This window comes from Streptomyces sp. NPDC048002 (assembly GCF_040653275.1).
Taxonomy (GTDB): Bacteria; Actinomycetota; Actinomycetes; order Streptomycetales; family Streptomycetaceae; genus Streptomyces.
This window is the reverse complement of the sequence record NZ_JBEZNL010000005.1, coordinates 184836-198810: the sequence shown is the minus strand read 5'-3', so window position 1 is coordinate 198810 and position 13975 is coordinate 184836. Positions and strand designations below refer to the sequence as shown.

At 70.2% G+C, this 13975-nt stretch carries 14 protein-coding genes; 4 read left to right on the top strand and 10 right to left on the bottom strand.

Features of this window, described 5'->3' with window-relative positions; all coding sequences use genetic code 11:
- Positions 1-205: 205 nt before the first annotated feature.
- From AB0E07_RS09975 to AB0E07_RS09960, 4 genes are all read right to left on the bottom strand, one after another.
- Positions 206-1408, bottom strand: a complete 1203-nt coding sequence (locus AB0E07_RS09975; protein ID WP_362248100.1) for a family 1 glycosylhydrolase — start codon at positions 1406-1408, stop codon at positions 206-208.
- A gap of 118 nt (positions 1409-1526) precedes the next feature.
- Complete coding sequence (locus AB0E07_RS09970) at positions 1527-2396, bottom strand: carbohydrate ABC transporter permease (RefSeq protein ID WP_362248098.1); 870 nt, start codon at positions 2394-2396, stop codon at positions 1527-1529.
- Positions 2393-3367 carry a sugar ABC transporter permease gene (locus tag AB0E07_RS09965; protein ID WP_362248096.1) on the bottom strand — a complete coding sequence of 325 codons (975 nt, stop codon included), beginning with the start codon at positions 3365-3367 and terminating at the stop codon, positions 2393-2395. The genes AB0E07_RS09970 and AB0E07_RS09965 overlap by 4 nt, the downstream gene beginning before the upstream one ends.
- A 15-nt stretch (positions 3368-3382) precedes the next feature.
- Complete coding sequence (locus tag AB0E07_RS09960) at positions 3383-4627, bottom strand: sugar ABC transporter substrate-binding protein (RefSeq protein WP_362248094.1); 1245 nt, start codon at positions 4625-4627, stop codon at positions 3383-3385.
- Between the two features lie 324 nt (positions 4628-4951).
- Between AB0E07_RS09960 and AB0E07_RS09955 the strand changes: the two genes are divergently transcribed.
- Positions 4952-5923, top strand: a complete 972-nt coding sequence (locus AB0E07_RS09955) for an acetylxylan esterase (protein WP_362248092.1) — start codon at positions 4952-4954, stop codon at positions 5921-5923.
- Positions 5924-6055: 132 nt separating this feature from the next.
- Here the strand turns inward: AB0E07_RS09955 and AB0E07_RS09950 are convergent, their stop codons facing one another.
- Positions 6056-7123, bottom strand: a complete 1068-nt coding sequence (locus AB0E07_RS09950) for a LacI family DNA-binding transcriptional regulator (protein WP_362248318.1) — start codon at positions 7121-7123, stop codon at positions 6056-6058.
- A 733-nt stretch (positions 7124-7856) separates the two neighbouring features.
- Positions 7857-8594: an SDR family oxidoreductase gene (locus AB0E07_RS09945; RefSeq protein WP_362248090.1), complete on the bottom strand. Its 738-nt coding sequence runs from the start codon at positions 8592-8594 to the stop codon at positions 7857-7859.
- An 85-nt stretch (positions 8595-8679) separates the two neighbouring features.
- Here AB0E07_RS09945 and AB0E07_RS09940 point away from each other — a divergent pair, with 85 nt between their 5' ends.
- Positions 8680-9324, top strand: coding sequence for a TetR/AcrR family transcriptional regulator (locus AB0E07_RS09940; RefSeq protein WP_362248088.1), 645 nt, complete (start codon positions 8680-8682; stop codon positions 9322-9324).
- Between the two features lie 53 nt (positions 9325-9377).
- Here AB0E07_RS09940 and AB0E07_RS09935 read toward each other — a convergent pair whose 3' ends face one another.
- The 4 genes from AB0E07_RS09935 to AB0E07_RS09920 form a co-directional block, all read right to left on the bottom strand.
- Positions 9378-10208 (bottom strand): anti-sigma factor, encoded by an 831-nt coding sequence (locus AB0E07_RS09935; RefSeq protein ID WP_362248086.1) that lies wholly within the window; start codon positions 10206-10208, stop codon positions 9378-9380.
- A complete protein-coding gene (locus AB0E07_RS09930) occupies positions 10192-10755 on the bottom strand; it encodes a sigma-70 family RNA polymerase sigma factor (RefSeq protein WP_362248084.1) in 564 nt (187 codons plus the stop codon). Before AB0E07_RS09930 ends, AB0E07_RS09935 begins: the two co-directional genes overlap by 17 nt.
- 47 nt (positions 10756-10802) lie before the next feature.
- Positions 10803-11474: a class F sortase gene (locus AB0E07_RS09925; protein ID WP_362248082.1), complete on the bottom strand. Its 672-nt coding sequence runs from the start codon at positions 11472-11474 to the stop codon at positions 10803-10805.
- A 76-nt stretch (positions 11475-11550) separates the two neighbouring features.
- Positions 11551-12387, bottom strand: coding sequence for a DUF4397 domain-containing protein (locus AB0E07_RS09920; RefSeq protein ID WP_362248080.1), 837 nt, complete (start codon positions 12385-12387; stop codon positions 11551-11553).
- A gap of 177 nt (positions 12388-12564) precedes the next feature.
- Between AB0E07_RS09920 and AB0E07_RS09915 the strand changes: the two genes are divergently transcribed.
- Complete coding sequence (locus AB0E07_RS09915) at positions 12565-12963, top strand: VOC family protein (protein WP_362248078.1); 399 nt, start codon at positions 12565-12567, stop codon at positions 12961-12963.
- A gap of 136 nt (positions 12964-13099) precedes the next feature.
- Positions 13100-13975 (top strand): MurR/RpiR family transcriptional regulator, encoded by an 876-nt coding sequence (locus AB0E07_RS09910; RefSeq protein WP_362248076.1) that lies wholly within the window; start codon positions 13100-13102, stop codon positions 13973-13975.

The window sequence follows — 13975 nt, the reverse complement described above, 5'->3', positions numbered from 1 at the left end:
GGCTCCCTCGGGTGGGCGGACGGGGTCCGTGTGCCGTGGTGCTGTTCGGCAGACGGGTGTGCGTGTGCCGTGATGCGGTGTGGTGCCGGAGGTCGTGGGGCCGCTTGGGCTCGGTGGGCGGCGGGGCGGCGGAGCGCCGTTGGCGGGGTTACGGCGGGGGCCGGCCGGTGTCAGGAGCCGGCCGGCCCTCGCCCGCTTGGTGGGGTCAGCCGGTCACGCGGGGCAGGGTGCGCTCACGGCCGAGCGCACCGAGCCACTTAGCGGACGGCTTGGCAGTGCGCTCGAAGGTGACGGGGTCGACGGAGATGAGGCCGAAGGTGGGGCGGTAGGAGCCCCACTCGTAGTTGTCCAGGGCGCTCCAAGCAAGGTAGCCCTGGATGTTGAGGCCGTCGTCGAGGCAGGCGGCGACGGCGTCGAGGGCGCCGGTGTAGTAGTCGACGCGGCGGGTGTCGTCGCCGGTGGCGATGCCGTTCTCGGTGACGATGAGCGGGGTGTCGGAGCCGATGACGTCGGCGGTGTGGCGCAGGGCGTGGCCGACCGCGGTCGGATAGTACTCCCACTGGGTGAGGGTGCGTTCGGCGTCCTCGGGGGCGGGGATCGGGCCGTCGGTGCCGATCTTGGTGCGGGTGTAGGACTGGACGCCGATCCAGTCGTCGCCGCGGGCGGCCTCGATGAAGACGTCCTCGCGCGGGTGGCGGTAGTCGGCGGTGACCTGCTCGGCGCCGGGGAGGGCCTGGTAGACCTGGTTGGCGATGGTCCAGCCGACCTTGATGTCGGGGTGCCGGCCACGCAGGCTCTTCACGGCCGCCTGGTGCGCGGCGATGATCGCGTGGGTGGTCTCCTCGTCGGGGGTGGGCAGGCCGGCGGGCGGGAAGCCCTGGTTGCCGGTCTTGGCGAGGCCGGCCATGACGGCGATCATGTTGGGCTCGTTGATGGTGCACACGTACGGGACGCCGTCGGCGATGATCGGGGCGCAGGCCTCGACGTACCGGACGAAGTGGTCGACGGCGCCTTCGGCGGTCCAGCCGCCGAGGTCCTCGAACCACTGCGGGACGGTGAAGTGGTGCAGGGTGACCATCGGGCGCAGGCCGCGGGCGAGGGCTCCGTCGACCATGCGGCGGTAATGGGCGATCTCGGCGCGGGAGAAGACGCCGGGGACGGGTTCGATGCGGGACCACTCGATGCCGAAGCGGTAGTCGGTGAAGCCGAGTTCGGCGAGGAGGTCCATGTCCTCGTCCCAGCGGTGGTAGCTGTCGCAGGCGTCGAGGCTGGGTTCCTCGATACGGGCCCCCGGGTCGTGCTCCTTGCGCCACCAGTCGCTGTTGACGTTGTTGCCCTCGATCTGGTGACCGGCGGTGGAGGCGCCCCACAGGAAGCCGTCGGGGAAGGGGGTGGTGCTGTGCGTCATGGTGGGCAATGTCTTTCCGTGCGAGGGGGGTGGGTGGGGGCATGGCAAGGGGGTGGGTGAGGGCATGGCGGGCCGCCCCGTGGCCGAAGGTGGCGGGCCGCGGGAGAGGGGGGTGGGTCTACTTGAGACCGGCGGTGGCGATGCCCTGGGTGAAGTGGCGTTGCAGGACCGCGAAGACGAGCAGGACCGGCAGGACGACCAGAAGTGACCCGGCCATCAGCATGCCGTTGCCGCCGGCCACCGTGCGGTTCGGGTCGTTGGCGAAGGTCGCCAGCGCCACCGGCAGGGTGTACTTGTCGGGGTCGTTGGTGGCGATCAGGGGCCAGATGAAGTTGTTCCAGGAACCGAGGAACGTGAAGATCGTCAGCGTGGCGAGGGCGGGCTTTACCAGGGGCATCACGATCCGCCAGAAGATGTACCACTCCCCCGCGCCGTCGAGTCGGGCCGCTTCGAGGAGTTCGTCGGGGACCTGGAGCATGAACTGCCGCATGAGGAACACCCCGAAGGCGCCTGCCGCGAAGGGCAGGACGAGTCCGGCGTAGGTGTCGATCAGGCCCATACCGTTCATCAGCACGTACAGGGGCAGGATCATCAGGTTGCCGGGGACCATCAGGGCGGTCAGGACGATGCCGAAGACCTTGGAGCGGCCGGTGAAGTCGAGCTTGGCCAGCGCGTAGCCGACCATCGAGCAGAAGAGCAGGTTGCAGACGGTCACCAGGACGGCCACGATCAGCGAGTTGAGGAAGTACCTCGGCATGTCGAGCTGGTCGAGGAGCGCGGTGAAGTTGTCCAGCGTCCAGTCGGTGGGGATCCACACGGGCGGGTTCGCCGTGAGGTCCTCGCGGGTCTTGAACGCGGAGAGGGCCATCCACAGGAACGGGGCGGCCATCACCAGCAGTCCCGCCGAGGCGACGGTGTAGAGGAGCGGCTTGCGCAGCCATCCGGTGCGGCGCGGGCGGTGTGCCTTGACGGCTGTCTCGGCGGTCAACGCGTGTTGTCCTTCAGCAGTCGGAGCTGGAGCACCGTGATGCCCATGATCACGACGAACAGGACGTACGCCATGGCGCTGGCGTAGCCCATGTGGAAGAAGTTGAAGCCCTCGCGGTACATGTTGAGGGAGACGGTGAGGGTGGAGTCGGAGGGGCCGCCCTGGGTCATCACAAAGGGTTCCTCGAAGACGTTGAGGTAGCCGATGGTGGTGATGACGGTGGCGTACAGCAGGGTGGGCCGCAGCAGCGGGACGGTGATGCGGCGCAGTTCCTGCCAGGCTCCGGCGCCGTCGAGGCGGGCGGCTTCGCGTACCTCGACGGGGATGGCCTGGAGGCCGGCGATGCACAGCACCATGACGGTGCCGAGGTTGCGCCAGACGGCCATGGCGATCAGGGAGGGCATGGCCCAGGTCTCGGAGCCGAGGAAGTCCGGTGCCTTCCAGCCCATCTCGGTGGCGAGGGAGGCGATGAGGCCGTCGGAGGGGTCGAGGACGAACCGCCAGACGATGGCTACGGCGACGATGGTCGTGACGACCGGTGCGTAGAAGCCGATGCGGAAGAGGGTGCGGGCCCGGTCGATGCCGTTGTTGAGCAGGATCGCCGCGAGGAGCCCGAGCACGATGGTGGCGGGGACGCCGACGACGACAAAATAGGCGGTGTTGAAAAGGGACTTGAGGAACTTGTCGTCCTGGAACAGCTGGGTGTAGTTGTCCAGGCCGACGAAGTTCGCCTCCAGGGGCCGGGTGACGTTGCGGGCGCCGAAGTCGGTGAAGCTCATCAGGAGCGTGGCGACGATCGGGAAGAGCATGAAGAGCCCGAACAGCACCAGGAAGGGGGTGGAGAACAGCCATCCGGTGAGGTTGTGCCGGCTCAGGGAGCGCTTCCCGCGGCGGGCCCGGGGGCCTTGGCCGGGCCCGGGGCTCTTGTCGACGGCCGCGTGGGGCGCGGCCGGTCCTGTGGTGAGGGACATGAGGGGGACGCTCTCTTACTGGACGAGGCTTTCGATCTCGGACTGGGCCTTGTCGAGGGCGTCCTTGGCGCTGGACTTGCCCTGGGTGACCGACTCGATGGCGGTGTCGACCTTGGAGGTGATCTCGGTGAGCTTGGGCTGGGAGGGGGTGCTCTGGGCCGACTCCATCTGCTTGCGCCAGATCTGGAGGGTGGGGTCGGTGGCGAGTTCGCCGGAGTCCCAGGCGGCGGTGTTGGCGGGCAGGTCGTTGGTGCGGTCGAACCAGTCCGTCTGTCCGGCGGTGTCGGTGAGGGAGGCGACGAATTCCTTGGCCGCGGCCTTGTGGTCGCTGTCGGCGGAGATGGCGAGGCTGGAGCCGCCCGCCATGGAGCCGGAGGTCTTGTCGGCGGGGACGGGGGCGACGGCCCACTTGCCCTTGAGGTCGGGGTAGTTCTCGTCGAGGAGGCCGGTCATCCAGGGGCCGCCGAAGAACATGGCGACGTCGCCGGTGTTGAAGTCCTTGGTGACGTCGTAGCCGGGCTGGACGCCCTTGTCGCTGATGCCCTTGCTGAAGTAGCTGCCGTAGTTCTCCAGCGCCTTGACGGCGGCGTCGGAGTTGACTACCGCCTTGCCGTCGTCGTCGAGGATGGCGCCGCCGGCGGAGTAGAGGAACTGGTAGAAGCTCTGGACGGTGTCCAGGCCGCGGGGCTGTATGGACAGGCCCCACTTGGCGCCGGCCTTCTTCTGGTAGGCGGCGGCCGCGGCCTGGAGTTCCGCCATGGTCGCGGGGGCCTTCTTGATGTCGGCCTTGTCGGCGAGGTCCGTGCGGTAGAAGAGGACGCGGGTGTCCACGTACCAGGGGACGCCGTAGGTGGTGCCGTCGTAGGTGGCCTGCTGCCAGGCGGCGGGGAAGAAGTTGTTCTCCTTGAAGGTCTTGGTGTCGACCGGTTCGAGGACGCCCATGTCGGCGAACTCGCCGAGGTAGCTGCCGCCCATCTGGACGACGTCGGGGAGCTTGCCCGCGGCGGCCGCGGCGACCAGTTTCTGGTGGGCGACGTCCCAGCCGATCGGGGTGACCTTGACGGTGATGTTGGAGTTCTTCTTCTCGTATTCCTCGGCGAGGTCGCCGAGCTTCTCGCCCTCCGTGCCCATGGCCCAGACGGTCAGGGTCTGCTTGGCGTCGGCGGCCACGTCCGCGCCACCCGAGCCGCCACAAGCGGTGAGGGTGAGCGCGGAGGCCAGGGCGAGGGCCAGCGACCCGGTTGCGGCGGCGCGGTTCATGGAGGGCTCCTCCTTGAGCTCTGATGGCGATGTATGCGCTACCTGTAAGCGCATACATCACTCTCTTGCAGCGATTCCGAGCCTGGCAAGGGGGGTCTTGGTCACACTCCTGTAACGAGCACGACACCCGGCGGACGATCCGTACGACACCCGGCGGGCGCTCCGCACGACACCGACCGAACCAGGCCGCACGTTCCCGACCGATGCGACAGCAACGTAAAACGGATCAATGCATAGCGAAAGCATCTGTGACCGACGCCGCCAATCACCCCGCCCGCGAGCCCCTCGGGCAGCACGGCACGCGCCACTGGCTACAGTCACCGCATGCCGGCGCCTACCCACCCCTTCGCGTTCGATCCCACCCACGGTCACACCCTCGACGACCTGCTACGCATCGCCGCTCCTGCAGCCCCGGCCGACTTCGACGCCTTCTGGCGGGCCCGAAAGGAAGCCGCCGACCAGGTACCCCCGCACCCGCGCCTCGGCCGACTCGTCGAGGACCGCGACGGCTACCGGATTCAGGAGCTCTCCTACGACACTCCCGGTGGCCGCTGCTCCGCTTTGCTCGCGCTACCCATCGCCGGGATCGCACGCCACGGCTTCGTGATCGGACACGGCTACGGGGGACGGACGGACACCGGCACACAACTGCCGCTGCCGCTGCCCGGCTCGGCGGCGATCCTCCCCCTGGCTCCCGGACTCCCCGCCCTCGGCCTGCGCCCGGACATCCCCTCCACACCCGACGAGCACGTCCTGCACGGCATCGGCTCCCGAGACAACTACGTCCTCGGCGACTGCGTCGCGGGCTTGTGGGGCGCTGCGGCCGCCCTGCTGGAACTGGTGCCCTCACTCGACGGCCGGCTCGGCCTGCTCGGCGAGAGCTTCGGCGGCGGGATCGGGGCCCTGGCCCTGCCCTGGGACGACCGGTTCGCAGCCGCACGGCTGACATTCCCCACGTTCGGCAACCACCCCCTGCGCCTGGCGCTCCCCTGCACCGGCAGCGGCGAGGCGGTGCGCACCCATGTCCGCACCCATCCAGAAGCGGTCGAGGTGCTGGCCTACTTCGACGCGGCGACCGCCGCCACGCGCGTACGGGTACCGGTCCTGACGGCGTGCGCCCTGTTCGACCCCGCTGTACCCCCGCCGGGCCAGTTCGCGATCCACGGGGCGCTGGGCGGGCCCCGTCAGCTGGAAGTGCTGGAGGCAGGGCACTACGCCTACGCCAATGAGGCAGCGGAGCGACGGCGGCTCGGCGTCGCCACGGCGGAGTTCTTCGGACGGTGGATGGGGCGCTGAGCGGGATGCCTTGAGGCCCGCCAATGCGGCCGACCGCCCGCCTTGGGTTGGCGGGCGGGGCTCCTCCGCTCAAGGGTGGGAGCCGGCCCTGGGCCGACCTGCCGTCGGGGAGGGGGTGCCCACCCGATCCCGTCAGAGCGCGCCGAGGGTGCCGGGGCCCGTGTCCGGGCACCCGCAGCTCGCCCGGCGGGCCAGGCTCACCGGGAGCATCAGCGACACCGGGTCCTGACCGCTCTCCCCGCGCAGGCGCGCGATCAGCAGTTCGGCGGCCTGCTCGCCGAGCCGGACCATCGGCTGGCGCACGGTCGTCAGTGAGGGACGCACGATCCGGCTGAGCGGGATGCCGTCGAAGCCGGTGACCGCCACCTCGTCCGGGACCGCCACACCGCGTCGCTCCAGGGCCTGGAGCGCGCCCACGGCCATCTGGTCGTTGGCGAAGACGAAGGCGTCGAATCGCTCACCGTCCCGCTCCCGCAGGAGGTCCGCGGCGCGGGCGCCCTCCGCCCGCGTCATCATCGGCATGCGCAGCGCCGGTTCCGCTCCGGTGTCGACGCCCGCCTCGGCACAGGCCCGCCGGAACCCGCGGAAACGCGCCTCCACGTCCGGCGACGTCTCGTCGACGCCGACGTAGGCGAGGCAGCGCAGTCCGTGGTCGTGCAGGAGATGCCGGGTCAGCTCGTACTGGCCGTCCTCGTTCGCGACCTCCACGTGATCGAGGTGGTCGAGGGAGGGATCGGCGCGCGGTCCGGCCAGCATGACGACCGGCAGGCGTCGCGAGATCACTTCCAGTTCCTCGGTCGGCACGGTCCGCGCGAGCACCGCGAAGCCGTCGACGCGGCCGGCGACCTTGGCGACGAGGCTCTCGGGGCCGCCCGCCAGCGAGGCCGCGATCAGAAGGGCGTAGCCGTGGCGGCGGGCGGCGCGTTCCATACCCCGGATGATCTGGTCGGAGTAGAGCATCGCCGCGTCGTCGTCCTCGATGTCCGCGGTGTCGGGATCCGCGTAGTCGGGGAAGCACAGGCCGAGTACGTCGGTGGAACGGCTGGCCAGGGCACGGGCGTTGCCGCTGGGGACGTACCCGAGTTCACGGGCCGCGGTGAGGACCCGCTCCCTGGTGGCGGCCCGTACGGAGTCCGGGTTGCGGTACACCCGGGACACCGTCGCGATGGAGACGCCGGAGCGGTCGGCGACGTCGTACACCGTGGGTGCGGCGTTCACGATGCGGCGCCCTTCATGATCGATTCCCCGTTCCTGCTGGTCACTCCTGCGCCGAGAGATCCTCGGACGCGTGATGAAAGCGCATTCACACTAGGGCCGGGGCGGGCCGTCAGGCAACCGTGCCCACCGGGTTCGCCGCCTCAGGCGCCAAGGCTTCACCGGAAGAGGGCCAGATCGGAGCCGCAGCAGGCCGGGCCCCGCCACATCCGGTCCTCGGTCCGCGCGGCCGTCCACGGCTCGACCCGCCAAGCCGGACACCATCACCGTCAGAGCGACACCGGCGAGTTCACCCACCAGCAGGGCGACCACACCAGTCACACGGCCGACACCCTGCTCGAACGCTCGGCACGACCCTGTGCAGGCCAGGCGCCACCACCAGCAGGAGACCGAAGCCGATGCCGAGGCGCCAGTACGTCTCACCGGCGCACGAAGCCTGGAAACGCCCGCCGCAGCCGCTCGGCTCCACCGTAAAGCCGGTCACCACGAGAAAGAGTGCGCCAGCATAGAGCCCGCCGAACAACATCGTTGTGCCGAAGTCAACGCGTCGCGCTCTACCGGCGCTGCTGTCAGCGCTGCTGTCGGCGCTGCCGTCGCCACCTGCCACGTCGTCCCCCACTTCGCGCACCGAGAGCGCGCAGTCCAGCGTTCGACAGGCCCTCACCTCACGCGCGCACCCATCGCACCCATCGCGCCCATGCGCGCTCTCGGCCGGCGCTCAGGCTCGCGTGTAGCCGCCGTCGGCGAAGAGTTCGGCGCCGTTGACGAAGGATGAGGCGTCGGAAGCCAGGAAGAGCGCGGCCTCGGCGATCTCCTCGGCGTCGGCCAGCCGCCCCAACGGCACGACGGCTTCGGCGAATTGCTCGACGTTCGGCCCTGCGGCGCCCAGCAGTCCGGGAGTTCGGGTGGGCCCCGGGCTGAGCACGTTGACGCGGAACCGGCACTCCCGTGACTGCCCGGCCCAGTTGTGGACGAGGTTGCTGAGTGCCGCCTTCGAGGCGCTGTAGATCTCCAACTGGGCGTTGGGGCGCATGCTGTTGCTCGACCCGATGACCAGGACGGAGGCGTCCTCGGCCAGCAGCGGGAGCGCCTTCTGGACGGTGAACAGGGGGCCCTTGACGTTCACGGCCAGCGTCAGGTCGACGTTGGCTTCGGTGTGGGCGCCGAGGGAGGCATCCGCGACGATTCCCGCGTTGGCCACCAGGACGTCGATGCGGCCGGCTTCCTCGCGGACTCGGGCGTAGAGCGCGTCGAGGTCGGCGAGGACCGAGACGTCGGACTTGACTCCCGTGGCCGCGGGGCCCAGTTCCTTGACGGCGACTTCGAGGCGCTCGGCATCGCGGCCCGTGACGAAGACCCGCGCGCCTTCCTGGATGAAGCGGTGGGCGATGGCGAGCCCGATCCCGCTGGTCCCGCCGGTGATCACTGCCACCTTCTCGTGCAGCACGCCTGTCATTGGCGAACCCCTTCAGTTCTGGAATGGATCGTCCAGAAGGCTGCCAGTAATGGACGATCGAGTCAAGAATCAGTACGCTCACACCATGGCCAGACCACGCGCATTCGACGAACGCCAAGTCCTCGACCGGGCCCGGGAACAGTTCTGGGCGACCGGTTACGCGGGCACGCGGATGGACGACATCGCCCAGGCGACCGGCCTCGGCAAGGGGAGCCTCTACGGCGCGTTCGGCGACAAGAGCAAGCTGTTCCACCGCATCTTCGGCGACTGGTGCACCGCGGTGGTCGAGGTGGCCGAAGGCCGACTGGCAGGCGGTCCGGACAAGGACGCCTTCGCCAGGCTGTCCGACTACGTGCACCTCATGGCGGAGAACACCGCCGCAGACACCGAGCACCGCGGATGCCTCCTGGCCAAGGGCACGGCGGAGCTGGCCCAGCACGATGCGACGATCGCCGGCCGCTCGGCCGAGACCATGAACGCGCTGCTGAAACTGCTGGAGGTTGAGATCAGCGCCGCCCAGCGCCACGGCGACATCGACAGCGCCGCAGATCCGGAACGGCTCGCGGCACTGCTCCTCACAGTCGTGCGCGGGATCGAGGCGGTGGGCAAGGCCGGCCTGTCCCCGGAGACGGTACGGAATGTCGCGGACACCGCGCTGGCGGCATTGCCTCGGCCCAAGGCGCCTAGGCGGCCCGCCGCGACCAGGCGGAGCCCGGCTCCCGGGAGCTGACTCCCGCCGTAATCCCCCTCCTTCAGGCGCAGGCGTTCAGGATCAGGAGGGAATCACCCGGCGTAGGGTCCCCGCACGACGCTGTCGCCCGAGTGGTCCGGCTTGCCGTTGTAGGGCTGGACGGAGACGTCGACCTCGGAGTACTCGTCCAGGTCGACATTGTCGGGGACCGGCAGGGTGGCGTGGCCGTCGGGGCCGAGGACGCCCATGGAGATGAGCTTGGTGTGGCTGCTGTCCATGAGCCAGACCTCGAAATAGCCGGCGGTCTGCGGCAGGCCCTTGACGGTGATGTCGAGGGTCCGCTGCCCGTCGTCGTCGCTGAGGCTGGCATAGCCGGCCGAGTTCGCCTGGAGCGAGTCGAGGCGGTTGCCGTCCTCGGCGGCCGGGGCCGTGGCCGAGTTGTTCTGCGTGATCCACCAGGTGATCGAGGAGCCGGCGGCGGCGCCGAGCAGGGCGGCGCAGGCGGCGAGGGCGACGGAGAAGCGAGCCGCCCGGCGCCGCTTGCCCGGGGCGCGGTCACCGTTCCGCAGTTCACCGTCCCGGGGAACCTCGGCCTGGTCCGTCGCGGCGTCCGGCGTACCGGCAGCCGTCGGCAGTGGGCCAGGCGTACCGGCAGCTGCCGGCCGTGCGCCCGGCGTGCCGTTCGCCTCGTCCTCCGGCGCGGACAGGCTCAGCTCCTGCGCGATCGACTCCCACAGGTCGGCCGGGGGTTCGAGCAGGTCCTCGTCCTCGGCGGACGGGACCTTCATGGTTGTGGCGACCCGGCGCAGGGCGTCCAGTTCGCGTCGGCACCGAGCGCATTCACGCAGGTGGCGGGAGACCGAGGGAGACGGGTCCTCTCCGAGTGCCATCAGCGTCAGCGTGCCGTCATCCGTGTGTTCCACCGTCCACCTCCTCCAACCGGTCCCTCATGCGCATCAGTCCGCGCCGTGTGTGGCTCTTCACCGTGCCCAGGGGCAGGCCGGTGCGTTCGGCGATCTGGGCTTGGGTGAGGTCCTCGTAGAACGCCATTCTCAGTACGGTCTGTTGTTGCTCGGGCAGACGCTCCAGCTCGTCTTCCAGGAGGACGAAGTCCAGGACCTCGTCCGTGGGCGTGGGCGGCTCCTGGGGGCCGCTCGACGACGCGGCGGTGGCCGCTTCCACGTCCCGCAGGTGCCGTGAGCGCCGGGTGAGGGCGTCGGCGACCTTCTTGTGCGTAATGCCCATGATCCACGTCTTGAGTGAGCCACGCTGTGCGTCGTAGCCCTTGCGCCCGCGCCAGGCGCCGACGAAGACCTGCTGCGTGACGTCCTTGGCCTCCTCCGCGTCTCCCAGTTTGCGTGCCGCCACGGTGTAGACCAAGGCACCCCATCGCCGGTACGCCTCGGCCAGACATGACTCGTCGCCGTCGGCGAAGCCATGCGCCAGCTCGTCGTCGGAGGCGGACGTCACGGCCGCCACACTAGCCGCAAGAACCTCCGATCCGCCCCACATAGCCGTCACCTCGGCCTTTCCACGGCCGTGACGACGAGGTTGTTCTGGTATCCGCCCTGATCGGGAAGGTACGGGCCCGCGCATGTGATCAGCGTCAGCACCGCGGGGCCGTCCCTGCGGAAGGCCCCGGACGCGGCGAGGCCGTCCTTGGGGACCGTGCGGCGAGCGGTGACCTCGTACGTCACGTCGCGGCCGTCGGCTCGCCGTACGACGGCCTCGTCTCCCTCACGCACCTGGTTCAGTGCGATCAGGACGCCTAGGCCCCGGCCGTCGGAGTCGACGTGTCCGACGACGACGGTAGAGCCCTCGGTCGTGCCCGGCCCGGGAGAGAAGCGGTACCAGCCGACCCGCTGGGGATCCTCGGGGACCTCGACCTGTCCGTCCGCGGCGACGCCGACCGGGTCGACCGGGGCGCTGACGCCGAGTCGGGGCAGTGCGAGGCGGGTCGGCTCGGGCCGCGCCGTCCCGTCGGCGGCCTGGGCCGTCCTGGAGGCGGAGGCGGCGTCCGTCGGCTCGTTCAGGACCGTGGCCGTGGCACCAGGGGGCCTGCCGAAGTCGTCACCGGCGCCACCGGTGTCCGGCCAGGAGGCCACGGCGAGCAGGCCGGCGACGACACACCCGGCCACGGCCACACACAGCCCGGCCAGAAGGCCACGGCGTGACGGCGGTCCATCCATGCGGTGCTACCCCTCACCGGGTCTCTGCGGGCCCGGGTGCCGTGCGATGCGGCGACACCCGGGCCTCGGGCGGGCGTTATCGGGCGGAGGAGCGCAGCCTCAGCAGCAGTCCCCCGGCCGCCAGTGCCGAGAGGGCGCCCAGCGAGAGTGCGCCGAGGGGCACGCTCTCGTTGTGGGCGGCCGCCGCGCCGCTCTCGCCGGCGGGGACGCCGCCCGGCGCGGAGTGCAGATCCTTGATCGTCTGCGTGGCCAGGGCCAGGTTGTCGTCGTCGGCGCTGCCCCAGGCGTAGACGATGGTGTTGGTGCCCTCGGCCAGGTTCAGGTCGGCGGGGCCGATGGCGACGGTGTCGGTTCCCGCCAGGACGACGTCGGCGGAGACGGTGCCTGCCGCCACCTCGCCCTTGGCTTCCTTGGGGTTCTCCAGGTTTTTGAAGACCGGGGTGCCGTCGGCACGGACGTCGACCGCGGGGGCCGCCGCGACATGGCGCACGGTGAGCCGGGCCTGGCCCGCGGGCACCTGGGAGGTGTCGTTGACGAACGCGTCGAGCGCGGGATCGCCCTCGGCCGTGAGGTGGGCGACCAGGGTGGCGTTGGCGCCGGCCGGTACGTCCACAGTCTTCTCGATGGCAGGCGTTCCGTCCGGTCCCTCACCGTCCTGGAAGATCTTGATGTCGTACGATCCGGCGTCGAGCTTCATCGGATCGGTCAGGGTGCCGGGCTTGAAGTCGGCGATGAGTTCCTGGTCGCCCGCGTAGACGTCCACGGTCAGGCCCGGCACCGCGTGGAGCACGGAGACGGTGGCCTGGTCGTCGTCCGCGGCCGACGGCTGGGCGAGTGCCGGAGCAGCGGCGGTGACAGACAGGACGACAGCGACTGCGGCGGCCAGAGCCGTACCGGCGACGCGAGTGGTCATGACGGTTTCCCCTTCCGTTCGAGCACGTCTCGAATCTCGTGGGAACGCATTCCGCCGAGGACCCTCCGCTGGTTTCAGCGGATGTGAAGTTTTTCGAACAGTGGGCGCGCAACCGGCCGGCGGAGCCGCGCAGAACCTTGTCCGAGAGCATTCGGGCCGAAACGCGAGGAGCCGGCGATGACGACGCAGGAAGTGACACTCCACGCCTATCTCAGCTACGCCGACGCCGCCGGAGCCATCGCCTGGCTGGAGGCGCTCGGCTTCACCACGGCCGCCCGCCAGGACGGCCAGGGCGGCGAGGTCGTCCACGCCGAGCTGCGCCTCGGGACGGCGGTCGTCATGGTCGCCAGTGCGGACGCGCCGTATGACGTCCCGCAGTTGAAAGGGCTGACGACCGGTGCCGGCCTGTATGTGGCGACTCCGGACGTCGACGGGTTCTTCGGTCGCGCCGTGGCGGCGGGCGGACAGTCGGTGATCCCTCCGGAAGACACCGGATGGGGCAGCCGTCGCGCGCGGGTTCTCGATCCCGAGGGGCGCGAGTGGAGCTTCGGAAGCTACCGGCCCGGCCAGTCGTAGGGGCGCTGGCCCGCGCGCCGTAACAGACGGTACATTTGCCTGCGGGACCAGCACCATCTGTACCGCCTCGTCGCCGGGGCACCGCGACCGTTCAGCGGTTCATGCCGTGGTTCCACGCCTTGGGAGGGACCGCAGCGTGAGTGGCACACTGGCCGACGAGATCCGTGACCGACTTGGGGACCTCAGTCCGGCCGAACGCAAGGTCGCGCGCGTGCTGTTGGCCGGCTATCCGGCCGCGGTCTTCGAGACGGTCGCGACCATCGCGGAGCGTGCCGCGGTCTCCACCCCCACGGTCCTGCGCTGCGCCTCCAGACTGGGCTACCGGGGCTTCCCGGACCTTCAGGCCGCCCTCCGGGCCGAGCTGGACGCCCGCAACGCCTCACCCATCACGCTGTACGAGTCCGCGGCCGCCGCGCAGACGCCCGTACCCGGCGCCACCACCGGCGGCGACCGCTCCCCGGACCCCCAGCTCGCCCTGGTGCAGCAGGCGCTGTCCCAGACCTTCCACGAGATGTCACCGCACGAGTTCGAGAGCGCGGCCGAACTCCTCGCCGACCCGCGTCGGCGGATCCATCTGGTGGGCGGCCGCTTCACTCACCTGTTGGCCCAGTACCTCGGGCTGCACCTGATGCAGATCCGCGACCAGGTGTCGTTCCTGCCCGACCGCGACGTGGAGCGGACCTCCTTCCTGACGCAGCTGGCGCGTCGCGATGTCACGGTCGTCTTCGACTACCGGCGCTACGAGGACGACATGACCCTCATCGCCGAACTCGCCCGCGAGCGCGGCGGGAAGGTCATCGCGTTCACCGACCCCTGGCTCTCGCCCGCTTCGGCGCATGCCGATGTCGTCCTCATCAGCCAGGTGAACTCGGCCTCCCCCTATGACAGCCTCACCCCCACCCTCGCCCTGGTGGAGGCGTTGATCTCCGCGGTGCTGGACCGGCTGGGCCCGGACGCTCACCAGCGCATGAAGGACGCCGAGGGCGTCGCCCGACGTACGGGCCTGCTCTGA

Coding starts and splice junctions, on each gene's coding strand:
- AB0E07_RS09955 (WP_362248092.1), top strand. CDS start 4,952: ATGCCGGCGCCTACCCACCCCTTCGCGTTCGATCCCACCCACGGTCAC.
- AB0E07_RS09965 (WP_362248096.1), bottom strand. CDS start 3,367: ATGTCCCTCACCACAGGACCGGCCGCGCCCCACGCGGCCGTCGACAAG.
- AB0E07_RS09945 (WP_362248090.1), bottom strand. CDS start 8,594: ATGACAGGCGTGCTGCACGAGAAGGTGGCAGTGATCACCGGCGGGACC.
- AB0E07_RS09975 (WP_362248100.1), bottom strand. CDS start 1,408: ATGACGCACAGCACCACCCCCTTCCCCGACGGCTTCCTGTGGGGCGCC.
- AB0E07_RS09925 (WP_362248082.1), bottom strand. CDS start 11,474: ATGGATGGACCGCCGTCACGCCGTGGCCTTCTGGCCGGGCTGTGTGTG.
- AB0E07_RS09920 (WP_362248080.1), bottom strand. CDS start 12,387: ATGACCACTCGCGTCGCCGGTACGGCTCTGGCCGCCGCAGTCGCTGTC.
- AB0E07_RS09960 (WP_362248094.1), bottom strand. CDS start 4,627: ATGAACCGCGCCGCCGCAACCGGGTCGCTGGCCCTCGCCCTGGCCTCC.
- AB0E07_RS09915 (WP_362248078.1), top strand. CDS start 12,565: ATGACGACGCAGGAAGTGACACTCCACGCCTATCTCAGCTACGCCGAC.
- AB0E07_RS09940 (WP_362248088.1), top strand. CDS start 8,680: ATGGCCAGACCACGCGCATTCGACGAACGCCAAGTCCTCGACCGGGCC.